The sequence below is a fragment of the Lentzea pudingi genome, assembly GCF_014646255.1.
Taxonomy (GTDB): Bacteria; Actinomycetota; Actinomycetes; order Mycobacteriales; family Pseudonocardiaceae; genus Lentzea; species Lentzea pudingi.
Genome location: NZ_BMNC01000008.1, coordinates 107,067 through 133,101 on the forward strand (window position 1 = coordinate 107,067; position 26,035 = coordinate 133,101).

Genomic DNA, 26,035 nt, shown 5'->3' on the forward strand with positions numbered 1-26,035 from the left:
CTACCAGCGCAGGGGAATCGTGGCGAGGTAGGCGTTGAGCTTGTCGGCGATCAAGCGGTGGTCGCGCGCCGAGAAGTGCCAGTCGCAGCCCAGCCGGTCGAGCGCCGGGTCGTCGTAGTTCCAGAGGCGGACGCGGCTGTCACCCCGGTCCCGCACGACCTGCCGGGCGGCGTCGGCGAACCTCCCGGAGCCCTCGGGGACACCGACCACGATCGTCGTGCGTGAGCCGTACCGCGCTCGCAGCTTGTCCAGGAAGCCCTGGTACGCGGCCATGTAGTCGCTAACCAGGGCTTCCGGCGTCGCCCACGGCTCACCGGGGTTGAGCGCCGTCGAGAAGTCGTTGGTGCCCAGCCCCACGACGACCAGCTGCGGCCTCCAGGAGGCGGGAACACGCCACACGTCGCCGTCGACGTGCAGCAACGCGCGGTCGTAGTAGGTGCGGTAGCTGGTACCGGCGGAATGGCCGTTGTAGTTGCGCACCATGCCCATGCCGGAGAACGCGTTCACCTGGTAGTCGGCGTTCAGCGCGCGGGCGGTGATCGCGCCGAAGCTCACGTCGGTGTTGGTGTTGCGGGTGACCCCGCCGTTCGCGGAGCAGTCGCGGGTGGTCGAGAGGTTGCCGTAGCCCGCGGTCAGGGAGTCGCCGATGAACTCGATCTGCCGCTGGCGTGCGGCGGGTTTCGCGAGCACGGAGCCACCGTCCGCGGCGACGAACCCGCCGAACTCCCCTGCGGCCCAAGGGCTTTCGGTCCGCTTGACCAGGCGGACGCGGTGCGCGGTGTCACTCAGTCCGCGAACCCAGTGCGTGGTGGCGCCCGGCGTCACCAGTGACGCGACGGTCGTGCCGTCGATTTGCACGTCGTAGTCGTTGACGGAGTCGTTGAGCACGACACCGATCCCGGTGCCGCGGAACCGTCCCTCGAAGTAGACGCCGGGCCAGGTGTACTGGCCGGTCTTCGTGACGCGGCCCGCGGTGTGCGCCTGGTACCCGACGCGCGCTGTCGCCGGGGCGGCCGTCAGCACCAAGGCCGCCACAGCAACGAGAACTGTCGCTCGTGATCCGTTCATGAACCCTCGCAATCAGATGAGCGGCTGACAGGAGAACCAGTCGAAGCGGACGACGCCCGCTCCGGCGTACAGACCGATGACGCGACCGGTGAAGCCCCCGGCCACCTCCGTGGACAGGTACTTGCCGTCGAGCTCGGCCAGGACGAAGAAACTTCCGTCCGGTTCCTCGACACCGAACGTCAGGGTGTCCGGCCCGGAACGCGCGTCCTGCGGCTCCCGCGCCTGCACCCTCACCTCCAGCACGAGCGGGCCGTCGGGCGCGACCCGGGACGCGACGACCACGCTCAACGGGCCGATGCGGGCCAGCACCCGCACCACGAACGGCGCGACCTCGATCTCGTAGTGGTGCTGCTCGTCCAGCCGGACCGCCAGGCCACCGATGCCGTCCGCCGGATCGATCAGCGTGCGCACGAGGCACGACCTGTGTCGTTGCCGTTGCCCGGCGAACACGACGGCGGGATCGTCCATGCCGGTCCCGCGGGCGGTCAGCGTGAGCCACCCGGCGCGGTCGGTGGTGGTGCAGTGCCGCGGGAAGCGGTCGCGAACGGAGATCCAACTCGGCGCCAGCAGGTCGCTGTCGAAGTCGTCCCGTTCGAGTTCGGCGGGTTCGGGTCCGGTCACCAGCTCGCCGACCACGGGCCAGCCGTCCGTCCAGGTCACCGGTGCCAGGAAGGTCTCCCGGCCGAGCACGTGCCAGCCGGGTGTGCCGCCGCCGGGACGCACGCCGAGCAGCACCATCCACCACGACCCGTCCGGGGACTGCACAAGGTCGGCGTGACCGGTGTTCTGCACGGGCTCGTCGGTGCCGCGGTGGGACAGGACCGGGTTGGCGGGACACGGTTCGAACGGGCCGTTGGGCGAGCCCCCGCGCGCGATCGAGACGGCGTGCCCTCGTTCGGTGCCGCCCTCGGCGATCATCAGGTACCAGTGGTCGCCGATCCGGTACAGGTGCGGTGCCTCCGGGGCTTTGGCACCGGGCGAACCCGACCACACCTGGTGCGGCGGGCCGAAGGTCTCCCCGGTCGTGGGGTCGATGCGATACTGCCGCACCCCGGCGACCGTGCACCAGCAGTTGCCCTCGTCGTCCCAGGCAAGGTCCGGGTCGATGCCCTCGACCTCGGGCAGCAGGACCGGATCGGACCACGGCCCGGCCGGATCGTCAGCGGTGAACACCATGTTCCCGCCGCCGTGGCTCACACTCGTGACGATCAACCAGAAACGGCCGTCGTGGTGGCGCAACGTCGGCGCGTAGATCCCCGCCGACGACGGCGTCGCGGCCGTCAGGAGCAGCTGGCTCGGGCGGTCGAGGGCGTTGCCGATCTGCTTCCACAGCAACAGATCCGTGCTGTGGAAGACCGGGATCCCCGGGAAGTACTCGAAACTCGAGCACACCAGGTAGTAGTCCTCCCCGACCCGGCAGACGCTCGGATCGGGGTGCATTCCGGGGATCATCTCTCCTCCAGCACAACACAGCCGCCCGCCGGCACGTCCCTCGTGAGCCTGCCCGTCAGCAGGTCGTGGACAGGTAGCGGCAGCGGCACGGGATCACCGCTGTGGTTGAGCAGGAAGTGCCAGCGGCACTCGGGTCCCTCGCGGGTGACGGCCTCGACACCCGGCGGCAGTCCCAGCCGTGCCACGTCGGCGGAGTCGAGCAGAGCGGACACCAGCGCCGTGTAGTCCGCGGTGTCGAGGCGCGTCGAGAGGTACCAGGCCGTGCCGTTGCGGGTGAGCGCGGGAAGTCCGGCGAGCATGCCGTGGGTGTAGGTGGCGACGGCTTCAGCTCCCTCCAGCCGGATCGACTCGCTCCAGGCCGCGCCGTGGGACCCGTCGGACAACGTGATCCGCTCGTCGCGCCGCAACGGCCGGTGCTCCTCGACCCTGATGCCGAGGGCTTCGCGCAACGCCGCCACGGGATAGCCGCCGAGCCGCGCGTGCACCCGGCTGTCGACGACTCCGCTGAAGTGCTGCACGAGCAACGTCCCGCCGTCGCGGGCGTAGCGGCGGAGGTTCTCCGCGCCCTCGTCGGACAGCAGGTACAGCGACGGCGCCAGCACGAGCCGGTAGCGGCTCAGATCCGTTGCGGGGTGGGCGAAGTCCGCCACCACCCCGCCGTCCCACAACGCCCGGTGCGCCGCGCGCAGTGCCGAGTGGTAGCCGAGTTCACTGGACGGCAGGCCGTCGGAGTTCAACGCCCACCAGGCATCGGAGTCGTGCAGCACCGCCACCTGCGCGGTAACCGTCGACCCCGCCAGCGCGGCCAGCCGGGCGACGGCCGCACCGGTCTCCGTCACCTCGCGGAAGACGCGGCTGTCCGGCCCGGCGTGCGGGACCATCCCCGAGTGCCACTGCTCCGCGCCTGCCTTCGACTGCCGCCACTGGAAGAACAGCGCTCCCTCCGACCCGCGCGCGACGTGGCCGAGCGAGTGGCGCAGCACCTCCCCCGGTTCCTTGGCCAGCACCCGGTCGCCGGCGTAGACGGTGCTGGTGCCCTGTTCCATCAGCAGCCACGGCCGGCCACCCGCGAACGAACGAGCGCGGTCCGCGGCGAACGCGACGTCGGCCGCCGCGTCGAGGCCGGGTGCGTCCGGGTAGTGGTCGATCGCCACCACGTCGACCTCGCGGCCCAGCGCCCACAGGTCGACGTTCTGGTAGCCGGGCATCATCAGGTTGGTCGTCACCGGGCGGTCGCTGAACGCCCGGATCGCGTCCCGCTGCTCCCGGTAGGCGGCGATCACCTCGTCGGAGAAGAACCGGCTGAAGTCCAGCGCCTGCCCGGGATTGCGGTGCCACTGGGTCGCGCGCGGCGGCAGGACCTGCTCCCACGCGGTGTACCGCTGGCTCCAGAACGCCGTCCCCCACGCCTCGTTGAGCACGTCGAGCGAGCCGTACCGGGCCTGCAACCACACACGGAACGCGGAAGCCGTGTGGTCGCACCAGCACAACGTCGCGTACTCGTTGTGCACGTGCCACAGGGCCACCGCCGGGTGGTCGCCGTACCGTTCCGCCAGCGCCGAAGCGATGCGCCGGGCCGCGTCGCGGTACGCGGGCGAGGTCAGGCAGTAGGTGTCCCGGCTGCCGTGGACCAGCTTGGTGCCGTCTGGCCTGACCGGCAGGGCGTCCGGGTGCGCGAGCGTGAACCACGGCGGCGGCGAGGCCGTCGGTGTGGCCAGGTCGATCGCGATGCCGTTGGCGTGCAGGCGATCCACGTGCGCGTCGAGCCACGCGAAGTCGTACCGCCCTTCCTCGGGTTCGAGCAGGGCCCAGGAGAAGACGCCGACCGTGACCAGGTTGACCCCGGCCGCGCGCATCAACGCGTCGTCCTCCTCCCACACCTGCTCGTCCCACTGCTCGGGGTTGTAGTCGCCGCCGAAAGCCAGGCCCCCCAGGCGTTCCGTGATCACGGCTCACCCCGCACGGGCAGGCGGGCGTCGTCGCGCAGGAACAACGGGATGCGCTCGATCGGCGCCGCGACCACCACGGTCTGCCCGCCCTCGTGCTCCTCGCCGGCCCACGCGTCGGTCCACCGCGCACCGGCGGGCAGCCAGACCTCCCGTTCCCGGACGCCCGCCTCGGTCACCGGGGCGACGAGCAGGTCGGGACCGAGCAGGAAAGCGTCCTCGATCTGCCACGCCCAGGGGTCGTCCGGGAACTCCAGGAACACCGGCCGCATCGGTGGCACGCCGGTCTCGGAGGTGACGCGCATCTGCTCCATCACGTACGGGCGCAAGCGTTCGCGCAGACGCAGATGCTCGGCGAGGATCTCGTACGCCTCCTCGCCGTACGACCAGACCTCGTTGGCCAGGCCGGTCATGCCGGGCTCCAGCACCTGTTCGGCGCCGCGGAAACCGTGCAGGCGGAACAACGGGCAGAAGGTGCCGTACTGGAACCAGCGCACGAGTACTTCGCGGTAGGCGGGATCATCGGGGTCGCCGCCGTGGAAACCACCGATGTCCGTCGTCCACCAGGGAATGCCGGACAGCATGACGTTGAGCCCGGCCTTGATCTGCACGCGCAGGGTGGCGAAGTCCGTGCCGATGTCACCGGACCACAGCGCGGCGCCGTACCGTTGCGCGCCCGCCCACGAGGAGCGGTTGAGCGAGATGATCTCGGTCTCCCCGGCCGCGCGGAGTCCGTCGTGGACGGTGCGGGCGTTCTCGCGGGGGTAGAGGTTGCCGACCTCCAGGCCGGGTCCCGCGTGGTAGCGCAGGTTGTACTGGTGACCGGGCTTCAGCTCGGGTTCGCCCGCGTCCAGCCAGAACACCGTGACGCCGAGGTCGTGGTAGCCGCGCTGGAGCCGTTCCCAGACGTACTCGCGCGCGGACGGGTTGGTGGCGTCGTAGAAGGCGACCTGGGCGGAGTAGGCGCCGAGTCCCTTGTCCGGCCAGTCGGCGTGCGCCATCGGGCCGAACTCGGTGCCGATCAACAGGCCCTGGTTCAGCATCGGGTGGTAGTTCTCGCTGGCCGGGCTGACCGAGGGCCAGACCGAGACCATCAGCCGGACGCCCATCTCGTCGAGCTCGCGCACCATCGCCGCGGGGTCGGGCCACTCCGCAGGGTCGAACTTCCAATCGCCCAGGTGGGTCCAGTGGAAGAAGTCGCAGACGATCACGGACAGCGGCAGCCCGCGCCGCCGGTACTCGCGGGCGACCTCCAGCAGCTCGTCCTGGGTGCGGTAGCGCAGCTTGCACTGCCAGAAGCCCGACGCCCACTCCGGCAGCAGCGGTGAGTGCCCCGTCACGCCGGCATAGCGGCGCAGCACGTCGGCCGGTGTGCCCGCCGTGATCCAGTAGTCGATCTGGCGGGCGCTGTCGGCCACCCAGCGGGTGCCGGTCTCCGCCAGTTCCACGCGGCCGATGGCGGGCGAGTTCCACAGCAGCCCGTAGCCGCGGTCGGAGATCAGCAACGGGATGGTGACCTCGGCGTTGCGCTGGACGAGGTCGATGACCGCGCCCTTCTGGTCCAGCATGCCGTGGGTGTGCTGGCCGAGGCCGTAGAGCTTTTCCCCTTGGTACGCCCGGAAACGTTGTTCGAGGCGGTGGTGGCCGTTGCCGGTCGCGGTGGCGAGGCGCGGCCCCGGCCACCAGAAGTGGGCGGGCTCCTCGGCGAGCAGTTCGGTGCCGTCCTCGGTCCTGCTGAACGTCAGCCGTCCCGCGGACGACGCCAGGTCGGGGGTCAGCGCGCCCTCGGTGCCGGCGTCGATCCGGACGGTCAGCCCGCCGGTGACGAGGGTCGCGTGGTGGTCGCCGACCTTGATCTCCACCTCGCTCCGCGGCGGGGTGTCGAGCAGGGCGCCGGGGAGGTCGTCGAGCACCGGACCGGCGGGGGTCGCCCGGACGCGCACGGCGTCCGGTCCCCAGGCCTCCACGCGCAGGGTCTCCCCCTTCGCACGCCATTCCAGCGCGGTGCCGAGGTCTCGGAAGTACGGGGACATGCGGGACTCCTCGGGTCAGTGCGGTGCGGGTCCCGTGCTGTCGCGCACGGTCAGGACGGGCGTGAGCAGCACCCGTTCGTCGGCCGGGCGGCCACCGTCGTGCACGGCGGCGAGCCGGCGCATGATCTGGTCGACGGCGACCCGGCCGAGGTCCTGCGCCGAGCCGGTCACCGCCGTGAGCCGGGGCGCGAACTGCTCGGCCAGCTGGTCCTGGCAGAGCGCGACCACCGAGGCGTCCTCGGGCACGGTCCGGCCGCCGGAGCGCAGCAGGCTGAGCAACGGGCCGATCGCGCCCTCGTTCTGCACCACGAAACCGGTGGTACCCGGCCGGTCCGCGAGGACGCGCGCCAACGTTCCCGCAGTGCTCTCGTACGTGCCCTCGCAGGTCCGGTGAAGGAAGCGCAGACCGCGTTGTCCCGCCCTGTCCCGGAAACCGGCGAGCGTGCGCTCGGCGTACCCCGCGTGCCGGTGGTAGACGCCGGAGCCGTAACCGATGAACGCGATCTCGCGGTGGCCGAGGTCGGCGAGGTGGTCCGCGCACAACGCCCCGGCGGCCGCGAAGTCGTGGTCCACACAGGACAGTCCACGGGCGTCGTCGGCCAGTCCGATGAGCGCGGCCTGGGTGCCCTGGGCCCGCAGCACGGGAATGCGCTCGTCGTCCAGTTCGACGTCCATCAGGACCACTCCGTCGGCCAGGCCGCTGGCGGCGATCCTGCGGACCCCGCCGGGACCCTCGTCGCTGGTGATCAGCAGGACGTCGAAGCCGTGCTGCCGGGCCGCCGTCGTCACCGAGATCGCGATCTCCATCATCACCGGCACGTAGACGTCCGTGCGCAACGGCACCATCAACGCGATGATGTGCGACCGCTTGGCCGCCAACGCCCGTGCGCCGGCGTTGGGGTGATATCCCAGTGCCTGCACGGAACTGCGCACCCGGCGCCGCGTTTCCTCCGAGATCGCGCGCTTGCCGCTGAGCACGTAGCTCACCGTGCTGGACGACACGCCCGCGTGCCTGGCCACGTCGGCAATGGTCACCATGTGTTCAGCCCTTGATCGCGCCGGTCAGGACGCCCGTGCGGAAGTGCTTCTGCACGAACGGGTAGACGATGAGCAGGGGCACGAGCGTCAGCACCACCACGGCCATCTGCAACGACAGCGGCGCCGTCTGCGAGACCGCCGTGCCGAAGCCCGAGTTGACCGACCCCGGCATGCCGTTGCCCCGGTTGACGTAGGTGTAGAGCACGTACTGCAACGGCCACTTCTCGCTGTCCGTCGGCAGGTACAGCATCACGTTGAAGAACGAGTTCCAGTAGCTGACGCCGTAGAAGAGCGCCATCACCGCGGTCACCGCGCGCGAGGTCGGCAGGACGATCGACCACAGGATCCGCCAGTCCCCCGCGCCGTCGATCCGGGCGGCCTCGATCAGGTCGGCCGAGGTGCTCGAGTAGAACGACCGCAGGATCAGGATGTTGAAGACGGAGACCGCGCTCGGCAGGATCAGCGCCCACCACTGGCCGTAGCCGCCGAGGCCCGTGACGACCAGGAAGGTGGGGATCAGGCCACCGTTGACGAACATGGTGACGATCAACAGGATCAGCAGGAAGCGGTGCGCGAACGAACGCGAACGGGACAGGCCGTAGGCGCACATGACCGAGACCGCCATGGACACGACGGTGCCGACAGCGGTGATGCCGAGGCTCACCAGCAGCGCGGTGCGCACGGTGGTGTCCTGCAGCATCACCCGGTAGGCCTCCAGGGTGAGTCCGTCCGGCCAGAGGACGAGACCACCGGCGCGGTTGACCGCGCCCTGGGTGGACAGGCTGGTGATCACGATGATCCACAGCGGCACCAGCACGACGAGCAGCACCACGCCGAGGGTGATGCCCTTGGCCGTCTCGCCGGCCACCGTCGGCGGTTCCTCCCACGCCGGACGGTGGCCGCGCCGCCTGCGTGGGACGACCGGCTTGGACGTGTCCGCGATCGCGCGTTCGACAACCGTGAGCGTGTCGGTCATGTGCGGTACAACCCGTCTTCGCCGAAGGCGTGCGCCAGCTTGTTCGCACCCCAGATGAGCAGCAGCGAGATCACGCTCTTGAACAGACCCGCCGCCGCGCCGTAGCTGTAGTCGCCGGTGGCGATGCCGTAGTAGAACGAGAAGGTGTCCAGCACGTCCGCGGTGTCGAAGCCCACCGCGTCCCGCTGGATGAGGAACTGTTCGAAGCCGACCGTCAGCGCGTTTCCCAGGCGCAGCACCAGCATCAGCACGATGACGCCGCGCAGGCCGGGCAGGGTGATGTGCCACAGCCGCCGCCACCGCCCGGCGCCGTCGGCCGCCGCCGCCTCGTAGAGGTCGGTGTTGATCGCGGCGAGCGCGGCCAGGAAGACGATGATCCCCCAGCCGGCCTCCTTCCAGATCACCTGGGAGGAGACCAGCAGCGCGAAGGTGTCCGGGTTCGTCATGACGTCCCAGGTACCGATGTCGTTGTTGCGCAGGAGGTGGTTCAGCGCCCCCGCGCCGCCGAGCATCTGCTGGAAGATCGTGATCGCCAGCACCCACGAGAAGAAGTGCGGCAGGTAGACGACGGACTGGACGAGGTTGCGCACCCGGCTGCTCAGCACCGAGTTGAGCAGCAGCGCCAACGCGATCGGGATGGGGAAGAACAGGATCAGCTGGACGAAGCTCAGGTACAGCGTGTTGCTCACCGCGTTCCAGAACAGCGGGTCGCCGAACAGCCGCTGGAACTGGTCGAGCCCCGCCCACGTGCTGTGCCAGACCCCCGCCAGCGGGTCGTACTCCTGGAACGCGGTGACGAGCCCGAAGAGCGGAACGTAGTTGAAGACCACCAGCAGGACGACGGCGGGCAGCGTCATCAGGACCAGCGACCGGTCGCGGCGCAGCCGAACCCGCCAGTTCTGCCGCGCCGGTCGCGCCGTGCGGTCCGGCCGCGCCGCGGTCGTCGTGGTCACTGCCCGGTGCCGTGCTTCTGCAGGACGTTGTCGTTCGTCCACTGGATCAGCTTGTCCCCGCCGCCACTGGTCTTCCAGCTCGCGACGGCCTCCCTGACCTCGGCCACCTTCTTCTTGCCGTGGTAGCAGTCCTTGATCGCGTCCTCGACCTGCTGCCCGGCGTCCGCGGTGGCCTGCGCCTGGGGCATGCTGATGTTCATGTTCCAGAAGACCGGCTTCGCCAGTGCTTTCACGTTGGCGGTCTGCCAGGCGCAGTAGTCCTTGGTGACGACGTCCCCGCCGGGGCTGCTGACCGCCGAGGCCGGCGACGCGAGGAACGGGTAGGTCTGCGCCTGCACCTCCTTCTTGCCGGCCTCGGTCGCGGTCGGCACGCCGTCGGCCATGGTGAAGTGGGTGCCCTCGACCCCGAAGTTGACCATCGTGTACTCGGCCGAGCCGAACGGCGCGGCGAGGTAGTTCGCGATGGCCAGGCACTCCTCGATCTGCTCCGGCTTCAGGTTGATGTTGAGGTAGCTCATGATGCTGGCGCCCGCGCCCATGTAGACCCGCGGTTCGCTCTTGCCGTCGGCGGCGAAGAAGTTCAGGCCCCCGCGCCGGTAGGCCGGGTTGGCGGCCCTGCCGGACTGCAGGTCGGCGAGGTTCCACGCCCCCGTCCCGCCGCTCGAGATCAGCGTCTTCCCGCCGTAGAACCGGGTGTTGCCGTTGGCGTTGTCGCCCGCCAGTGCGTCGGGGTGCACGTAGCCCGCGGTCGCCAGCCGGTTGGTCCAGTCGAGCGCCGCGTAGAACTCCTCGGTCTCGTACAGGTGGACGAGCTTCCCGTTGTCCACCCGCCACTTCAGCGGCGCGCCGAAGGCGGTGTAGACGTAGCGGTAGACGTCGTCGAAGGCCCACACGCCGCTCTTGGCGTCGGTCAGCTCCTTGCCGAGCCTCATCAGGTCGTCGGCGGACTTCACCTGGTCGGCGGAGATGCCCTTGGCGTCGAAGACGTCACGGCGGTAGTAGAGGGCGCCCGCGATCTGGAAGCCGGTGGCGAAGGAGGGGATCCCGTAGAGCTTCTCGCCCCAGGCACCGGTTCGCCACGCGGCGGTCGGGATCGCCGCGAGGTTGGGGTACTTCTTGATGTTGTCGCCGGACAGGAACGGCGTCAGGTCCGCGAGCTGGTTCCCCACCAGGCCGCCGACGTTCATCTGGGAGTTCCACCAGGTCGGCAGCTGGATCCAGTCGGGCAGCCTCTTGGAGGCGGTCATCGTCGGGATGATCGTGTTGTAGGTGTTGCCGTCCGCCGGTTTCATCTCCAGCTGGGCGCCCAGGGCCTTGTTCATGGCCTCGTAGAACGCGTTGCCGGCGGGCGGGATGGTCCCCCAGAGCGGAGTGACCGCCGAGTACTTGCCGTTCTTGCCGGGAACGCCGGACACGGTGGCGACGCGGTCCGCCGGGTAGCTCAGGAAGCCGGGGTTCGTCAGCACGTCGGGGCCGCCCGTGACGGACGGGATGTCCGGTTTGATCGACGTGTTCGGCACGTAGGCCGGTAAGACGGCCCTGAGGGCGGCTTCGGACCCCACCCCGGCCCGCTGCGCCCCTCCCCCGCCGCACGCGGACAGCAGTGGCCCGGCCGCGGCGAGTCCCGCGGCGGCGACGGCGGCGTTCAGGAAGCTTCTGCGGTTCAACTCGAGGCCCATGACGGAACCGATCCTTCATCGTCGAAGTGTCGAAGCGCTTAAACAGATGTCGGCGAGGCTAGTGACGCAGGTCTCTCAAGACAAGGGCTTTGACAGCGGAAACCTGGTCCTGCCAATGTCGAAGCGCTTCGCTTCCAGCTCCGACCCGAGGGGTTGTCCCGTGGTTTCCGAGTACCTCCCCGTCGCCGATCGGCCGCTGTTCCTCGATCCGGCGCTGCCGACGCGCAAGCGCATCGACGACCTGCTCGGGCGGCTCACGCTCGACGAACGGATCGCGATGCTGCACCAGTACTCACCGGCGGTGGAGCGGCTCGGCCTCGGCGCGTTCCGCACCGGGACGGAGGCGCTGCACGGCGTCGCCTGGCTCGGCACCGCGACCGTGTTCCCGCAGGCCGTCGGACTGGGGGCGACCTGGGACGAGGACCTCGTGCACGCCGTCGCCGAGGCCACCTCGGTCGAACTGCGGGCGATGCGCCACCGCTCGCCCGACATGAGCCTGCAGGCGTGGGCGCCGGTGCTGAACCTGTTGCGCGACCCGCGCTGGGGCCGCAACGAGGAGGGCTACTCCGAGGACCCGGTGCACACCGCGCGGCTCGGCACGGCGTTCTGCCGCGGGCTCGCGGGCGACCACCCCCGGTTCCTGCGCGCGGCCCCGGTGCTCAAGCACTTCCTGGCCTACAACAACGAGAACGACCGCTGCGTCACGTCGTCGAGCGTGCGCCCGCGGGTGCTGCACGAGTACGACCTCGCCGCGTTCCGGCCCGTGGTCACGTCCGGTGCCGCGACCGGTGCGATGGCCGCCTACAACCTGGTCAACGGACGGCCGTGCCACGTCACCCCGCTGATCGGGACGGAGCTGCGCCGCTGGGCCGAGGCGACCGGCCGCGAGCTGTTCGTGGTGAGCGACGCGGAGGCACCGTCCAACCTGGTCGATCCGGAGCACTACTTCGACGACCACGCCGAGTCGCACGCCGCCGCGTTGAAGGCGGGCATCGACAGCTTCACCGACCACGGCGCGGACAGCGCGATCCCGGTCGGCAGGCTGCGGGAGGCGTTCGACCGGGGCCTGATCGACGAGTCCGATGTGGACCGCGCGGTGCGGCGGCAGCTCTGGATCCGCTTCCGACTCGGCGAGTTCGACCCCGAGCTCGACCCGTACGCGAGCATCGGCCCCGACGCCCTCGACTGCCAGGAACACCGGGCGCTCGCGCTGAAGGCGGCGACCGAGTCGGTGGTACTGCTGCGCAACAACGGGTTGCTGCCTCTGCGCACCCCGAAGATCGCCGTGATCGGGCCGCTCGCCGACGCCGTGCTCGAGGACTGGTACAGCGGCACGTTGCCGTACGCCGTCACCGTCGCGGATGGACTCACCGCGGTGCTCGGGGAGGACGTGAGCGTCGCGGACGGCGCGGACCGGGTGGCGTTGCGGTCGCGCACGAGTGGCGAACTGCTGGGCGGCACCGCGTTCGACGTCACCGACTGGGGCGACGGCGTGCTGACGTTGCGGTCGGCGGAGACCGGGCGGTACCTCAGGCTCGACGGCACGTCACTCGTGGCGGACCAGGAGGTGATCAAGAGCTGGGAGGTGCGCGAGACGTTCCGGCTCGTGCCCGTCGAAAACTCCTTCGTGCTGCAGAACGTCCTGACTGGCCGGTACGCCGTCGTCGACCCGTCCGGCACCAGGGTCACCGCCGAGAGCCCCGAGGCCGCCGACCGCTGGGATCGCGAGCTGCTGCGCGACGGCACGGCCGACGCGCTCGCCGCGGCTCTGGCGGCCGACGTCGCGGTGGTCGTCCTGGGCAACCACCCGCTCATCCACGGCCGGGAGACCGAGGACCGCACCGGGCTCTCGTTGCCCAGCTCCCAGGACGCGCTGCTGCGTGCGGTCGCGGACGTCCGCAAGGACACCGTGCTGGTGGTGATGAGCAGCTACCCCTACGCCCTCGACTGGGCGGACGAGCACCTGCCCGCCATCGTGTGGACCTCCCACGGCGGGCAGGAGACGGGCCGGGCGCTGGCCGCCGTGCTGCTCGGCGAGGCCGACCCCGCCGGGAGGTTGCCGCAGACCTGGTACCGCGGTGACGACGAGCTGCCGGACCCGCTCGACTACGACGTGATCAAGGCGGGCTGGACGTACCAGTACCACCGGACCGAGCCTCTCTACCCGTTCGGACATGGCATGTCCTACACGGGTTTCGCCTACCGGGACCTGATCCTGTCCGCCGGCACCATCACGGCGAACAGCGCGGTGGACCTGTCGGTGACGCTGACCAACACCGGCGGCCGGACCGGCAGCGAGGTCGTCCAGCTCTACGTCCGCGCGCTGGACGCCCGGTACGAGGCGCCCCTGATCCGGCTCGCCGACTTCCGCAAGGTCTCGCTCGCGCCCGGCGAGATCCGGGTGCTGACCTTCCGCCTCGCGGGCGACCAGCTGGCGCACTGGGACGTCGGCACTGATGCGTTCGCCGTGGATCCTGGCGGGTACGAGGTGCTCGTGGCCAGGTCCGCGCGGGACGTCGTGCTCACCGCGCCGCTCACCGTCGCCGGACCGGTTCCCGCGCTCCGCGCCGGACTTCTGCGGGCCGCCGACTTCGACGACCACGACGGTGTGGTCCTCGTCGACGCCACCCGTGCCGCCGGTGACGCGGTGACCGCCGCCGACCCGGCCGTGCCGGCGACGCTGTGGTTCCGTTCGGTGGATCTCGCCGATGCGGTGTCGATCGAGGCCGAGGTCGCCGGCTCGGGTGGGCGCGTGGAGTTCCGGTGCGGCGGACTGCTGGTGGAGATTCCCGTGCCATCCAACGATGATCCGTACGTGTGGACCACCGGGCGGGCCGCTCTGCCGGCACCGCTGGACGGTGTGCACGATGTCGAGGTGACGCTGCACGGCGGTGCCCGCCTCGCCGCCTTCACCGCGGCCGACTGAAGGAGCACCCGATGCCGTTGACGGACCTGTCCCTCGACGAACTCACCGACTACCGCCCGGACCTGGTGGCACCACAGGACTTCGACGCGTTCTGGGACACCACCCTGGCCGAGGCACGCGCGTGCGGAGGCGGGGTGAGCACCGAGCGGGTGCCGCACCTCCTGCGCACGGTCGAGGTCGACGACGTCCGGTTCCCCGGCTGGAACGGCGAACCGGTGGCCGCCTGGCTGCTGCGGCCGCGCGGAGCGGAAGGCCCGTTGCCCGTCGTCGTCACGTACATCGGCTACACGGGCGGGCGTGGCCTGCCCACCGACCACCTGCTGTGGTCCGCGGCCGGGTACGCGCAGCTCGTCGTCGACAGCCGCGGCCAGGGCCACGACACCCCGGACACGGGCGGCGGAGTCCAGTGGGCCAAGGGTTTCCTGACCCGGGGCATCGAATCTCCCGAGACGTACTACTACCGGCGCCTGATCACCGACTGCGTCCGGGCCGTGGACGCGGTGGCCCAGCTGCCGGGACTCGACCCGGACCGCGTGGTCGCCACGGGCATCAGCCAGGGAGGCGGGCTGGCGCTCGCCGTGGCGGGCCTGACGGGTGTCGCCGCGGTCATGCCGGACGTGCCGTTCCTGTGCCACTACCGCCGGGCGGCGGAGATCTGCGCCGAAGGCCCGTACCCGGAGCTCGCCGAGTACCTGCGCTGGCACAGCAGGCACGGCGTCGAACCGGCCTTCGCCACCCTCTCCTACTTCGACGGCGTGCACTTCGCGCGACGGGCGACGGCGCCGGCGTTGTTCAGCGTCGGCCTGATGGACCCGGTCTGCCCACCGTCCACTGTGTACGCCGCGTACAACCGGTACGCGGGCGAGGACCGGACCATGACCGTGTGGCAGTTCGCCGACCACGGCGGCGGGCACGGCTCCAACCCGGTCGCGCAGCTGGAGTGGTTGCGCGACCGAGGCCTCGGGGCCTAGCTCGCGGAGACCGAGTAGCTGTTCGTCGTGAAGTTCAGGCCACCGCTGGACGACGTGATCTCGTAGCCGAACTGCACCGCGCCCACCGTGACGTCACCGAACCAGCCGCGGGCGCGGATCCAGTTCAGCACCGCCTTGACGTCGACGGTGCCGGAGCCGGTGTTCGAGGTGCGCACGAACGAGAACACCGCGTTCGCGCCGTTCGAGCCGCGGTAGACGTTCCAGCTGTGGCCGCCCACGGTCGCGGACGCCTGCCACGAGCCGATCGGGCCGACGGCACCGACCTTGTTCATCCACAGCATGACCTCGTAGGCGTTGTTGTCCGCCCAGATGTCGTATGCGGTGGTGTACGCGCCGGCGTTGGGGTACGTGACGTTGAAGCTGCTGCGCAGGCTGCCGATCGAGCTGAGCCTGCGGTTCACCATCTTCTCCGAGTGCGGGTAGGACTTCACTCCGCCGGTGTTGGGCTGGTTGGACCAGACACCCCAGTTGCTGTAGGAGTTGGCCCAGATGGACTGCGGCCCGGCACCGCCGCCCCAGATGTTGTTGCGCACCGTGTAACCGCCGTTCGACCACGTTCCCCACCGGTCCGAGGAATTCCAGGCCGCCGCCAGAGCGCTGCCCGAGCCGAGTGGAACCACGAGTGCGGTCACCACCGCGACAATCAGCGCACGCATCACCTTGTTCATCGCACTCCTTCCCGCGAAATCATCCGACACCATTCGTCACCCGGAGCCTCGGCTCCGGCGATTTCGAGCCGGTCCGGCTGGCGAGCTTCGGCGGGAGCAACGTCAGCGCCGGCGGCTGGTGGCCCTTGAGCTTGGCCATCAACAGGTCGACCGCCCACCTGCCCAGCACCTCGACCGGCAGCTGGACCGACGTGAGCCGGAGTCGTTCGGCGAGCTCGTCCGGGCAGATCGCGACCACGGCCACGTCGTCGGGGACCCGCCTGCCCTCGGCGCGCAGGCAGTCCACCACCTGGCCCAGCACCGCCTCGTTCTGCACGACCAGCGCCGACATCCGCGGCAGTTCCCGCAGCAGCGAGGCGACCACGGCGAGCACCCAGTCGTGCCCGTGCTCGCCCGGCACGGCGGTCGACGTGACGCCCCGGCGCATGGCGGCGGCGCTGAACCCCGCGAGGGTCCGTTGCGCGAACCCGGTGTTGCGCTCGTAGACGACGCTCGGGGCGCCGAGGAAGCCGATGTTGCGGTGCCCCAGGTCGGCGAGGTGGTCGACGCAGCGCGCACCGGCCGCCTCGAAGTCCAGGTCGATGCAGGTCAGGCCCTTCACCGCCGCGGGATGACCGAGGAGCACCGAGGGCAGCCCGAGCTGACGCAGGACCGGCACCCGTTCGTCGTCGAGCTCCACGTCCATCACGAGGAACCCGTCCACCCTGCCGCTCTCCGCCAGCGCGCGCAGCCCCGCCGCGCCCTGGTCCGCGGTCACCAGCAGGACGTCCATGTCGTGCCCGCGGGCGGAGGTGACCACCGAGGTCACGAACCGCATGGCGACCGGCAGGTGCACGCCCTCCCTGAGCGGCAGCACCAGCGCCAGCACGTTCGTCCTGGCCCGCGCCGAGAGGCCCGCGTGCGGCCGGTAACCCAGCAGCTGAATGCTTTCCCGCACTCTTACGCGGGTGTCCGCGGAAACGGGGCGTTTTCCTGTCAACACGTACGAAACCGTGCTGGGAGCAACACCCGCATGTTTTGCCACGTCCACGATGGTGACCACGCCGACACCTCCGGACCGCAACGAATCGAAGCGCTTCGATCGTGATTTCAGAATGTGGCACGGGCGATACTCGCCGTCAAGGAATCGCCTCGCGTTCGATGATTTCGACGATCACCGCGTCGATGCCCGCCAGCACGTTCGACCTCGGGACCACCGCCCGGCACTACGATGATCGCCACCATCGGACGAGCGGGAGACGGGCATGATCACGATCAAGGAGGTCGCCCGTCACGCCGGCGTGTCGATCAGCACGGTCTCCTACGTGCTCAGCGGGAAGCGCAGCATCTCCGAGGAGACCAAGCGCCGGGTCGAGCAGAGCATCGCGGCCCTGGGGTACCACCCGAACGCCGGTGCGCGTGCCCTCGCCTCGAACCGGTCGCGCGTGCTCGGCCTGGTCGTGCCGCTGCGGTCGGATCAGAACGTCCCCGTCGTCATGCAGTTCGTCTCGTCGATCGTGACCTCGGCCCGCGACCACGACCACGACGTGCTGCTGCTGACCAAGGAGGCCGGGCCGGGCGAGGCCCACCGCGTGACCGCCGGGTCCATGGCGGACGCGATCATCGTGATGGACGTGGAGAGCGCCGATCCGCGCGTCCCCGAACTGCGGACCGTCGACGCACCGGTGGTCCTGCTGGGCGTCCCCGACGACCACGAGGGCCTGAGCTGCGTCGACCTCGACTTCGCCGCCGCGGGCAGACGGATGGTGAGTCACCTGGCCGACCTGGGACACCGGTCCATCGCGCTGATCGGCTCGCCTCCCGCCGTGTACGAACGCGGCACCAGCTACGCCGCACGCCTGCTGGCCGGGTTCCAGCAGGAAACCGCGAGGAGGAACATGCCGGTCTCGGTGCACTCGTGCGCCCCCGGCTACGACTCGGTCTCCGCCTGCCTCGACACGGTGCTGCACCAGGACCGCGGGATCACCGGACTGGTCGTGCACAACGAGGCCGTCCTGGGGCAGCTGCTGCTCGAACTGCGGCGCCGTTCGCTCGACGTACCGCGCGACCTGTCGGTGATCGCGCTGTGCCCCGACGACGTGGCGCAGAGCCTGCCGGTGCCGCTCACGTCGATCTCCGTGCCGGCACGGGAACTGGGCGCGATCGCCGTCCAGATGGTGGTGACCCGCATCACCCAGGACCACGCGCCGGAGGTCCGCCTCCTCCAGCCCAGGCTCACCGAGCGCGGCAGCACGGCAGCTCGCTGAAACGATCCTTCCTCGCCGTTCGACGGAATTCGACTCGAACGGCGTCGAAAGAGCCAGTAGTTGCAGTTTCACCGAACGCCTTCCACAACCGGCCGCACGGTCGTAGCCTGCCCGCAAGATCAGCCGTTCGGCGGAACCTCCCTTGGTTCGATCGCCGACATCCCTTGCCGCAGAGGACCGATGAGACGACTGCTGGGTGTTCTGAAACCGATCCCCGTCCGATGGCTCCTGGTCGCCGCCGTGCTGGCGACGAGCGCGGCCACCGCCTGCGGGGGCGACGGTGAGCCGCAGTCGTCACAAGCTCCGACGACACCGCCGTGGGTGCCGTCGATCATCGAACCGCCGCGGAAGTCGGCGTTGACGGTGACCGTGCACCAGGTCGTCGACGTGCGCACGGTGAAGCTCTCCGACGGCGTGGAGGTCAAGGTCAAGGGGCTCGCCGCGCCGGACGCGTGCTGGACCGACGCCGCCACCACGTTCGCGAGGTCGATGCTGCTGGAGAAGCCGGTGGAACCCACCCCGGACGGGGCGGCGGAGGTGTCGCTGCGACTGGCCGACGGCACCGACTACGGGCTGCTCGCCGTCGAGCTCGGCATGGTGCGCAACGAGGCCGCCGACGACCGCGCGATGCGGGAGGCGGAGACCACCGCCTCCGCCAAGCACCTCGGCCGCTGGGGCCCGCCCTGCGTGAAGCCGAGCACCACCACACCCCCTCCGGCGGCGACCACCACGGCGGCGCCGAAACCCGTGGCGGGCTGTTCGGTGGCCTATCGCGTCACGCACACGTGGCCCGGCGGGTTCCGCACGGACGTCACGATCCGCAACACCGGCAACACCGCGGTCAACGGGTGGTCGTTGCAGTGGAAGTTCGCCAACGGGCAGAAGGTGACGGAGATGTGGAACGCGACGCCGAAGCAGTCCGGCTCGGAAATTTCCGCCACCGCCGTCTCCTACAACCAGGCCATCCCCGCGGGCGAGTCGTTGCTGATGGGCTTCACGGGGTCGAGCGGCTCCGCCAACACCGCGCCGAAGTCCTTCAGCCTCAACGGACTCGCCTGCGCAGTGGCGTGACCGGAACGAGATCCGCAGCTGCGTTGCGACACGTGGTGCCGGCCTGCTCCAGCGACCAGTCGTTCGAGTCAGCCCGCAGTCGCGAGAGACGTCCTTTGTAGAGGCTCCTGTCCCGGCGCGCGTGCGAGGAATTTCGACCCGGTTCGAGTCGGACGACCGTCGAACGCGCGGCGGAACGTCCCGTTCGTCCCCGGTTCGCGCGCCGTTCTCCGTTCGGTCCTCAACGGACTCATTTGGCCCAGATGTTGCTCCGAACGGACTTGTCCCGGACGCGCCACGGCGACGTAGGGTGATCGAATCACGTGGTCCTCCAGCGGATTCCTGGGCGAGTCCAAGGGGAACAGTCGCCGCGTGTGACCGGGCGCGCACGAGGAGAAGTCTCAGGATGAACATCGAAACGGCCTTGAAAGAGGCAATGACCATCACCGGTGCCGTGGGTGCCGCGCTCGTCGACTACGACAGCGGGATGTCGCTCGGCGCGATCGGTGGCGGTGACTGGCTCAACCTCGAGGTGGCCGCGGCCGGCAACACCGAGGTCGTGCGGTCCAAGCAGCGCGTGATCTCGGCTCTCAAGCTGAACGACGAGATCGAGGACATCCTGATCACCCTCAAGCGCCAGTACCACCTGATCCGCCTGCTGACGCCCAGCGCGCGCGGCGAGTCGAAGCTGTTCCTCTACCTCGTGCTGGACCGGGAACGGGCCAACCTCGCGCTCGCGAGGCACAGCCTCAAGGCCATCGAAGCCGATCTGACGGTGTGACCTGGATGGCCGAGTTCTCCCTCCACGCGGCGCCGGCACCTGAGGCGCTGCCGCTGCGCAGGCGTGGTTCGACACTTCCGGACACCACGTCTTCGACGGTGCGGCCCGCCGAAGGCGTCAACGCGAAGACGATGACCGAAGCACTGCGCGAGATCCACGACGACATCGACTCCGTGTCGATCAACGGTGTCCTCGTCGCGACGCGGGACGGCCTCGTGCTGTGCGGTGTCACGCGCGGCGTCGAGGACGACGGCGTCGCGGCGATGGCCGCGGCCGCCGCGGGCCTCGCGACCCAGTTCACCTCGCAGGCCGGGGTCGGCAGCCCGCGCGCGGTGTTCTTCGAGGGCGACTCCGGGCAGGTGGGCGTGTTCGGGGTCGACGACGACACGCTGCTGGTGGTGCTCGGGGAACGCGACACCACCATGGGCATGTTCAACGTGGTCGCCAAGCAGACGCTGGCGATGCTGCAGCAGGCCGTCGCCAAACGACGGTGAACACCCGTCCTGCCGACGGGCGACGATGTCAGGGGAGGTGGCCCCGCGCCCAGGGCCACCTCCATCGGACGGTCAGCCTCTCCCACCGCCGTAGGTGAAGCTGCCGAAGTCGGCCCACGACGTGCTCGGCGCGCCGTCGCTGGTCGCGTACAGTCCGATGTGGACACCGGTGAAACCGCCCGCCGCCTGCGTGCTCAGCACACGTCCGTCGAACGGTTCCCCCAGCGGCCGCCAGTCCTGCTCCCCCTCGGCGACCAGGGCCCGGTGTTCCTGCCCGATCGCCTCGAAGCGCAGCCGTGCCACGCCCTCCCCCAGCCGCGTCCGCGCCAGCAGGTCCTCGCGCCCGGCGGCGCGGCGCACCAGGGTGACCTCGCGGCCGGCGCCGAGCAGGAGCCGGACGTGGTTGTCGTTGTTCTGCAGCAGCACCAGTCCCGCGGCCTCGGTCGGTCCCGCCGGGGTGAAGTCGAGCTCGCACGACGCGTGGAAGTCCTGGTGCTGCTGGCGGCGCAGGACCGCGCTCGGCGTGACCTGCTCGGTGATCGACTCCGGGCGCAGCAGGAGCCGGAGGTGGCCGGGGCGGTCCGTCACCGACCAGAACACCTCGTCCGGCGTGCGCAGGAACATCCAGGCGGGGTCGAACGCGTCGAAGTCGTCGGTCGCCGCAGGCTCTGGCCAGGGGCGCGGTGGCAGGTCGGGAACGTCGTACGCGGCCTCGACGCGGCCGGTGCCGGGGCTGAACACGGGTCCGCCCGCCTCCCACGTCACCGGCACGAGGAACGTCTCGCGGCCGAGGTTGTAGACGTAACCGCCGTACGGCCTGGTCGCGAGCAGCACCGCGAACCACTGACCTCGTTGCGTGCGCACGAGGTCCGCGTGCCCGGTCGCCGCGATCGGGTGGTCGCGGCCGAGGTGGCGGTGGGTCAGCACGGGGTTGAGCGGTGAACCACGGTACGGGCCGGTGACCTCGTCCGCCGTCGCGACGACCACCGAGTGCTCGAAGTCGGTCCCGCCCTCCGCGCACAGCAGCACGAAGCGTCCGTCCACTTCGTACAGATGTGGCGCTTCGAGCCACACCGACTCGTGGGACGTGCCGCTCCACAGCACGTGCTCCTCCCCGACCAGCTTCAGCGCCTCGGGGTCGAACTCCCGCAGGTACACCTCGGTCCGGCCGGGCGGGCCACCGGGCACCTCGCGGGTCGCCGTCCACCACGCCCTGCCGTCGCCGCCGAAGAGCAGCGACGGGTCGAACCCGTCCGCCTCCGGCAGCCACACCGGTTCCGACCACTCGCCGGCCGGATCCGTGGCGATCACCACGAAGTTGCCGCTCTGCTCCGTGCCGTCGACCAGCGTGCACACCACGTAGAACACGCCTTCGTGGTGGCGGATCGTCGGCGCGTACAGGCCGCCGGACGCACGCACGCCCCGCAACGGCAGCTGCGACGGCCGGTCCAGCACGTGGCCGAGCAACCGCCAGTGCACCAGGTCCTTGCTGTGGTAGATCGGCAGGCCCGGGAAGTACTCGAACGTCGAGGTGACCAGGTAGTGGTCCGATCCCGCCCGGCACACCGACGGATCGGGGTGCGAGCCGGGCAGGACCGGGTTCTGGTACTGAGCCACGGTGCGGCGCCCGTTACGGGTTGAGCCGCGTGTAGGCGGGCTTCGGCCTCAGGTTCTCGTCGAACAGGCAGGCCGCGCCCTCACCGGGGAACACGTCCGGCACCCACGAGTGCCGGTCGGTGAAGCCCCACGTGGTGAACTCGACGCACCGCCGCACGGCGTGGCACGCGTCCCAGACCTGCTCGAAGTAGTCCGCCTGCGAGACGAGCTTCTCCGGCGTGACGGGCAACGGGATCCGCACGTCGGCCTCGGTGATCGCGACGTCCAGGCCGAGCGCGGCGAACCGCGCGATGTTCTCCTTCATGCCCGACGGGAACCCGTACATCAGCGACAGGTGGGCCTGGATGCCGACGCCGTGGATCGGCACTCCCTGCCGCTTCAACGACTTCACCAGTTCGTACGTCGCGTCGCTCTTGGGGTTGAGGCCCTCGATGTTGTAGTCGTTGATGTAGAGCTTGGCCTTCGGGTCGGCCGCGTGGGCCCAGCGGAACGCGTCGGCGATGTAGCGGTCGCCGAGCTTCTCCTGGAACACCGTCTGTCGGCGCGTGCCGTCCTCGTTGAACGCCTCGTTGACGACGTCCCACGCGCGGATCTTGCCGCGGTACCGGCCGGCCTCGGTCCTGATGTGGTCCTTGACGACACGGCGCAGCTCGGCGGCTTCCAGTCCACCCACCCAGTCGGGCAGCTGGCTGTGCCACACCAGCGTGTGGCCCCGCACGGTCTTGCCGGTCCTGCGGGCGTAGTCGACGATCGCGTCCGCGCCGGACCAGTCGTACTGGCCGCGCACCGCCTCGACGACGCCCCACTTCATCTCGTTCTCGGGCGTGACGCTGTCGAACTCCCGCGTCAGCACCTTCTTGTAGTCCGCTTCGGCGTTCAGGTGCTGGACGGCCACCGCGCTGCCCACGTACCTGTTCGTGTTGTGCTTCAACGGTCCTGCCGCGGACGCAGGCACTGCCTGCGTGAACACCAGGAGCAGGGCCGCACCAACTGCTAATCGGGTTCGCACGATCATCCCTTCACTGAGCCGGTCAGACCGCCGACCATGCGGCGTTCGGCGAGGACGAAGAACGTGAGCGCGGGGATCATGGACAGCGCGGTGAAGGCGAGCACCTTCGCGGTGTCCTGGGTGTGCTCGGACTGGAACATCGCCACGCCGAGCGGGAGCGTGAAGTTCGTGGAGTCGCTGAACACCAGCAACGGCAACAGGTAGAAGTTCCAGCTGGTGACGAACGCGAGCACCGACACCGTGATCAGCGCCGGGCGCGAGAGCGGCAGCAGGATCCGCCAGAAGAAGCCGAGCTTCGCCGCGCCGTCGAGCAACGCGGCGTCCTCCAGCTCGTTGGGGATGGCGTGCATGAACGGCCGCAGGATGACGATCGTGACCGGCAGCGAGAACGCCGCCTCCGGGATCGCGACGCCGAGCGGGTTCTCCAGCAGCCCCAGCTGACGCAGCCACAGGTACAACGGCAGCGTCGCCACGCCGAGCGGGAACAGCAAGCCGAGCGTGAACAACGTGTAGAACGCCTCGCGGCCCTTGAAGGCGTAGCGGGACAACGCGAACGCCGCCATCGACCCGAGCACGACCGCGAGCGTCGTCGCGATCACCGCGATCAGCGCGCTGTTGCCGAGCAGCCGCCAGAACTGCGGGGACGTGGCCACCTCGGCGTAGTTGTCCCACACGAACGGTCCGGGCAGGCCCGCCGGCGCAGTGTTGATCTGCGCCGTCGTGCGGAAGCCGCCCAGGATCACGAACAACAGCGGCACCACCGTCATGCCGATGACGGCGAACGCGGCGAGATAGCCGACCATGTTGCGACGTGCCATCTCAGCGCACTCCCGTCATCGCGCCGGCGGTGTCACGGCGCAAGGCGAACCGCTGGTAGAACAACGCGAACACGAAGCAGATGATGAAGAGGATCACCGCGACCGCGCTGCCGAACCCGAACTCGTACCGCTTGAAGCCGTGGTCGACCAGGTAGGTCGCCATCGTCGAGGACGCGTTGGCTGGACCGCCGAGCGTCATGATCCAGACCAGGTCGAAGAGCTGCAGCGACCCGATCACCGACAGGAACACCCAGATCCTGATCGTCGGCCCCAGCAACGGGAGCACGACGTGCCGGGTGGTCTGCCAGGCGCTCGCGCCGTCCAGCGCGGCGGCCTCCCGCAGCTCGGGCGGAACGCCCTGGAGCCCCGCCAGCAGCAGGATCACGCCGAACCCGATGTACTTCCACGTGATCACCACGAAGAGCGTGTAGAGCACGATCGACGAGTCGGCGAGCCACAGCTGCACCAGTCCACCGAGACCGATCGCGCGCAGGATCTCGTCGATGAACCCGCCCGGCTGCAACATGAGCAGCCAGATGACCGCGGTGACGGCCTCCGACAGCACGTACGGCGCGAACACCACCATCCGCAGGAACGTCCGGCCGCGCAGTTTCCTGTTGAGCAGCAACGCGAGGCCGATGCTCAACGGCAGCTGCACGACGACGGACAGCGTGGCGATGATCAGGTTGTGCCCGATGGCGCCCTGGAAGACGTCACCGGAGAAGGCGTCGACGTAGTTGTCGAGCCCGACGAAGTCCGTGAGCGGGCCGAAGCCGTTCCACGAGAAGAGGCTGTAGTACGCCGCGACACCGATCGGCACCAGCACGAACCCGGTGAACAGCAGCAGTGCCGGGATCAGCAGGAGCGCGAGCTCGAGACGGGTGCGGACTCTGGACCGCCGCCGGGTGCCCCCGGCCGCTGGCGCGTGCGGCACGGGGGCGGTCGGCGGCCGCGTGGTGATCGCGGCACTCATCATTTGTTCCCGGCAGCCGCTTCACTCACCGACTTGACGATGGTGTCGGGCCCGCCCTGCCCCGCGAAGAAGTTCGCGATGGCGTCGTTCAGGGCCTGGCCGACCTTCGTCGGGAACGCGGTGTCGAAGTAGAGCTGCACGTGCGACGCCTTGCCCATGGTCTCGGCGATCGCCTTGTGCGGTTCGCTCTTCAGCGCGGCCACACCGGCCGGGGTGACCGGCAGACCGGAGTTGGTCTCGGCGAGGATCTTCTGCACGTCGTCGCCGACCAGGTGGCCGAGGAACTCCGCGCACGCCTTGGCCGCGCGGGTGGTGCAGGAGAACCCGTCACCGCCGCCGACCATCACGCTCGGATCGCCCTGTCCGCCCGGCACGGTCGGGAACGGGAACCAGCCGATCTTCGAGCCGAGCTCCTTGTCCTCGGTGAGCGCCTGCATCACGTCGGGGTTCCAGTCGCCCTGCAACTCCATGGCGGCCTTGCCGTTGGCCACCAGGCCCGCCGAGCTGCCCGCCCCCTGCTGAGCGGGCGTCCCGACGAACCCGTCCTGGAACGGTTTCGTGTCCAGGAAGCTCTTGAGGTTCTCGCCCGCCTTGAGGAAGCACGGGTCCGTGAGCTCGGTCTTCTCGACCGCCTTCTTCAGCGTGTCGACCGAGCACTGCCGCACCGCGAAGTACGCCCAGTAGAAGGCGTCCGGCCAGCGGTCCTTGCCGCCGATCGCGATCGGCGTGACGCCCGCGGTCTTCAGCTTCGCGACGGCGGCGTTGAGATCGTCCAGGGTGGCCGGCGGCGAGGTGATCCCCGCGCTGGCGAAGACGTCCTTGCGGTACCAGAACCCGACGGCGTGCATCAGGTACGGCGCGCCGTACTGCTTGCCGCCGACCTTCCAGCCGTCGGCGTTCTTGGCCAGCGGGCCGATCCAGCCCGACGAGGCCTGGGTGATGTCCGCGATCTTGCCGGACTTCAGCTGGTCGGCGAGCGCACCGCCGCCCCACTGCTGGAACAGGTCGGGCGGGGTGTTGCCCTGCAGGGCGAGCGGCACCTTGGTCTGGAACTGCTCGTTCTGCAGCGGTTCGATCGTGAACGACGTGTTCGGGTGGGTCTTGTGGAAGTCGTCGGCGATCTGCTGCCACTTCGACTTCATCGGCTCGGTGGTGCGGTTGTGCCACCAGGTGAGCGTGACTGGGCCTTCGGTGGAGGCGTCTGAGCCGCCACTACTGCACCCGGCCAGCACGATCGCCGCGGCGGCGAAGAGGGCAAGGGGCTTCCTGGAACGCATTGGGGGTCCACTCCTGACGACGTCGGCCGAGTTGGACTG

The 26,035-nt window shown here is 69.9% G+C and carries 21 protein-coding genes; 6 read left to right on the forward strand and 15 right to left on the reverse strand.

All coding sequences use genetic code 11. From position 1 onward, the window contains the following. Genes IEY88_RS27005 through IEY88_RS27040 form a run of 8 tightly spaced genes read right to left on the reverse strand, consistent with a single transcriptional unit; the run spans nt 1 to nt 11,145 of the window. A complete protein-coding gene (locus tag IEY88_RS27005; protein WP_189157652.1) occupies nt 1–1,068 on the reverse strand; it encodes an SGNH/GDSL hydrolase family protein in 1,068 nt (355 codons plus the stop codon). A 12-nt stretch (nt 1,069–1,080) separates the two neighbouring features. Next, the gene (locus tag IEY88_RS27010; RefSeq protein WP_189157653.1) at nt 1,081–2,520 is read right to left on the reverse strand and encodes a glycoside hydrolase family 43 protein; all 1,440 of its coding nucleotides are present in this window, start codon (nt 2,518–2,520) and stop codon (nt 1,081–1,083) included. Beyond that, complete coding sequence (locus tag IEY88_RS27015) at nt 2,517–4,469, reverse strand: beta-galactosidase (protein ID WP_229693801.1); 1,953 nt, start codon at nt 4,467–4,469, stop codon at nt 2,517–2,519. The genes IEY88_RS27010 and IEY88_RS27015 overlap by 4 nt, the downstream gene beginning before the upstream one ends. Continuing rightward, nucleotides 4,466–6,499, reverse strand: a complete 2,034-nt coding sequence (locus IEY88_RS27020; RefSeq protein WP_189157654.1) for a glycoside hydrolase family 31 protein — start codon at nt 6,497–6,499, stop codon at nt 4,466–4,468. The genes IEY88_RS27015 and IEY88_RS27020 overlap by 4 nt, the downstream gene beginning before the upstream one ends. Before the next feature lie 15 nt (nt 6,500–6,514). Further along, nucleotides 6,515–7,537 (reverse strand): LacI family DNA-binding transcriptional regulator, encoded by a 1,023-nt coding sequence (locus IEY88_RS27025; RefSeq protein WP_189157655.1) that lies wholly within the window; start codon nt 7,535–7,537, stop codon nt 6,515–6,517. Nucleotides 7,538–7,541: 4 nt separating this feature from the next. Then, complete coding sequence (locus tag IEY88_RS27030; RefSeq protein ID WP_189157656.1) at nt 7,542–8,513, reverse strand: carbohydrate ABC transporter permease; 972 nt, start codon at nt 8,511–8,513, stop codon at nt 7,542–7,544. After that, complete coding sequence (locus tag IEY88_RS27035; RefSeq protein ID WP_229693802.1) at nt 8,510–9,466, reverse strand: ABC transporter permease; 957 nt, start codon at nt 9,464–9,466, stop codon at nt 8,510–8,512. Before IEY88_RS27035 ends, IEY88_RS27030 begins: the two co-directional genes overlap by 4 nt. Continuing rightward, entirely contained in the window at nt 9,463–11,145 is a 1,683-nt protein-coding gene (locus IEY88_RS27040; protein ID WP_189157657.1) for a type 2 periplasmic-binding domain-containing protein, read from the reverse strand. The genes IEY88_RS27035 and IEY88_RS27040 overlap by 4 nt, the downstream gene beginning before the upstream one ends. Nucleotides 11,146–11,305: 160 nt before the next feature. On the opposite strand from IEY88_RS27040, the gene IEY88_RS27045 reads away from it, so the two are divergent. Both IEY88_RS27045 and IEY88_RS27050 read left to right on the forward strand, forming a co-directional pair. Then, complete coding sequence (locus IEY88_RS27045; RefSeq protein ID WP_229693803.1) at nt 11,306–14,071, forward strand: glycoside hydrolase family 3 protein; 2,766 nt, start codon at nt 11,306–11,308, stop codon at nt 14,069–14,071. Between the two features lie 11 nt (nt 14,072–14,082). After that, nucleotides 14,083–15,042, forward strand: coding sequence for an acetylxylan esterase (locus tag IEY88_RS27050; protein ID WP_189157659.1), 960 nt, complete (start codon nt 14,083–14,085; stop codon nt 15,040–15,042). Here the strand turns inward: IEY88_RS27050 and IEY88_RS27055 are convergent. Continuing rightward, the gene (locus IEY88_RS27055) at nt 15,039–15,731 is read right to left on the reverse strand and encodes a glycoside hydrolase family 12 protein (protein WP_189157660.1); all 693 of its coding nucleotides are present in this window, start codon (nt 15,729–15,731) and stop codon (nt 15,039–15,041) included. The genes IEY88_RS27050 and IEY88_RS27055 overlap by 4 nt on opposite strands. Nucleotides 15,732–15,750: 19 nt before the next feature. Then, on the reverse strand, nt 15,751–16,773 hold the full coding sequence (locus IEY88_RS27060) for a LacI family DNA-binding transcriptional regulator (protein WP_189157661.1): 1,023 nt from the start codon (nt 16,771–16,773) through the stop codon (nt 15,751–15,753). A gap of 202 nt (nt 16,774–16,975) precedes the next feature. Between IEY88_RS27060 and IEY88_RS27065 the strand changes: the two genes are divergently transcribed. The 4 genes from IEY88_RS27065 to IEY88_RS27080 all read left to right on the forward strand — a co-directional run bounded on the left by IEY88_RS27065 (nt 16,976) and on the right by IEY88_RS27080 (nt 20,302). Beyond that, nucleotides 16,976–17,977 (forward strand): LacI family DNA-binding transcriptional regulator, encoded by a 1,002-nt coding sequence (locus IEY88_RS27065; RefSeq protein ID WP_189157662.1) that lies wholly within the window; start codon nt 16,976–16,978, stop codon nt 17,975–17,977. Nucleotides 17,978–18,157: 180 nt separating this feature from the next. Next, on the forward strand, nt 18,158–19,048 hold the full coding sequence (locus tag IEY88_RS27070) for a cellulose-binding domain-containing protein (protein WP_189157663.1): 891 nt from the start codon (nt 18,158–18,160) through the stop codon (nt 19,046–19,048). A gap of 385 nt (nt 19,049–19,433) precedes the next feature. Beyond that, nucleotides 19,434–19,808, forward strand: a complete 375-nt coding sequence (locus tag IEY88_RS27075) for a hypothetical protein (protein ID WP_189157664.1) — start codon at nt 19,434–19,436, stop codon at nt 19,806–19,808. Nucleotides 19,809–19,813: 5 nt separating this feature from the next. Beyond that, a complete protein-coding gene (locus IEY88_RS27080; RefSeq protein ID WP_189157665.1) occupies nt 19,814–20,302 on the forward strand; it encodes a roadblock/LC7 domain-containing protein in 489 nt (162 codons plus the stop codon). Between the two features lie 72 nt (nt 20,303–20,374). On the opposite strand, the gene IEY88_RS27085 is transcribed toward IEY88_RS27080, so the two are convergent. The 5 genes from IEY88_RS27085 to IEY88_RS27105 are packed head-to-tail and all read right to left on the reverse strand — an operon-like array spanning nt 20,375 to nt 25,996. Next, the gene (locus IEY88_RS27085; RefSeq protein ID WP_189157666.1) at nt 20,375–21,919 is read right to left on the reverse strand and encodes a glycoside hydrolase family 43 protein; all 1,545 of its coding nucleotides are present in this window, start codon (nt 21,917–21,919) and stop codon (nt 20,375–20,377) included. Nucleotides 21,920–21,932: 13 nt separating this feature from the next. Continuing rightward, nucleotides 21,933–22,934, reverse strand: a complete 1,002-nt coding sequence (locus tag IEY88_RS27090) for an endo-1,4-beta-xylanase (RefSeq protein ID WP_189157667.1) — start codon at nt 22,932–22,934, stop codon at nt 21,933–21,935. Then, a complete protein-coding gene (locus tag IEY88_RS27095) occupies nt 22,931–23,746 on the reverse strand; it encodes a carbohydrate ABC transporter permease (protein WP_189157668.1) in 816 nt (271 codons plus the stop codon). The genes IEY88_RS27090 and IEY88_RS27095 overlap by 4 nt, the downstream gene beginning before the upstream one ends. A gap of 1 nt (nt 23,747) precedes the next feature. Next, on the reverse strand, nt 23,748–24,719 hold the full coding sequence (locus tag IEY88_RS27100; protein WP_189157669.1) for a carbohydrate ABC transporter permease: 972 nt from the start codon (nt 24,717–24,719) through the stop codon (nt 23,748–23,750). Beyond that, nucleotides 24,719–25,996: an ABC transporter substrate-binding protein gene (locus tag IEY88_RS27105; RefSeq protein WP_189157670.1), complete on the reverse strand. Its 1,278-nt coding sequence runs from the start codon at nt 25,994–25,996 to the stop codon at nt 24,719–24,721. Before IEY88_RS27105 ends, IEY88_RS27100 begins: the two co-directional genes overlap by 1 nt. Between the last annotated feature and the right edge of the window lie 39 nt (nt 25,997–26,035).

Bases quoted from the DNA above. Each gene is read 5' to 3' on its own strand.
- IEY88_RS27010 (WP_189157653.1), bottom strand. From the start codon at position 2,520: ATGATCCCCGGAATGCACCCCGATCCGAGCGTCTGCCGGGTCGGGGAG.
- IEY88_RS27095 (WP_189157668.1), bottom strand. From the start codon at position 23,746: ATGGCACGTCGCAACATGGTCGGCTATCTCGCCGCGTTCGCCGTCATC.
- IEY88_RS27020 (WP_189157654.1), bottom strand. From the start codon at position 6,499: ATGTCCCCGTACTTCCGAGACCTCGGCACCGCGCTGGAATGGCGTGCG.
- IEY88_RS27090 (WP_189157667.1), bottom strand. From the start codon at position 22,934: ATGATCGTGCGAACCCGATTAGCAGTTGGTGCGGCCCTGCTCCTGGTG.
- IEY88_RS27030 (WP_189157656.1), bottom strand. From the start codon at position 8,513: ATGACCGACACGCTCACGGTTGTCGAACGCGCGATCGCGGACACGTCC.
- IEY88_RS27105 (WP_189157670.1), bottom strand. From the start codon at position 25,996: ATGCGTTCCAGGAAGCCCCTTGCCCTCTTCGCCGCCGCGGCGATCGTG.
- IEY88_RS27050 (WP_189157659.1), top strand. From the start codon at position 14,083: ATGCCGTTGACGGACCTGTCCCTCGACGAACTCACCGACTACCGCCCG.
- IEY88_RS27005 (WP_189157652.1), bottom strand. From the start codon at position 1,068: ATGAACGGATCACGAGCGACAGTTCTCGTTGCTGTGGCGGCCTTGGTG.
- IEY88_RS27070 (WP_189157663.1), top strand. From the start codon at position 18,158: ATGAGACGACTGCTGGGTGTTCTGAAACCGATCCCCGTCCGATGGCTC.
- IEY88_RS27100 (WP_189157669.1), bottom strand. From the start codon at position 24,719: ATGAGTGCCGCGATCACCACGCGGCCGCCGACCGCCCCCGTGCCGCAC.
- IEY88_RS27075 (WP_189157664.1), top strand. From the start codon at position 19,434: ATGAACATCGAAACGGCCTTGAAAGAGGCAATGACCATCACCGGTGCC.
- IEY88_RS27025 (WP_189157655.1), bottom strand. From the start codon at position 7,537: ATGGTGACCATTGCCGACGTGGCCAGGCACGCGGGCGTGTCGTCCAGC.
- IEY88_RS27080 (WP_189157665.1), top strand. From the start codon at position 19,814: ATGGCCGAGTTCTCCCTCCACGCGGCGCCGGCACCTGAGGCGCTGCCG.
- IEY88_RS27055 (WP_189157660.1), bottom strand. From the start codon at position 15,731: ATGAACAAGGTGATGCGTGCGCTGATTGTCGCGGTGGTGACCGCACTC.
- IEY88_RS27040 (WP_189157657.1), bottom strand. From the start codon at position 11,145: ATGGGCCTCGAGTTGAACCGCAGAAGCTTCCTGAACGCCGCCGTCGCC.
- IEY88_RS27065 (WP_189157662.1), top strand. From the start codon at position 16,976: ATGATCACGATCAAGGAGGTCGCCCGTCACGCCGGCGTGTCGATCAGC.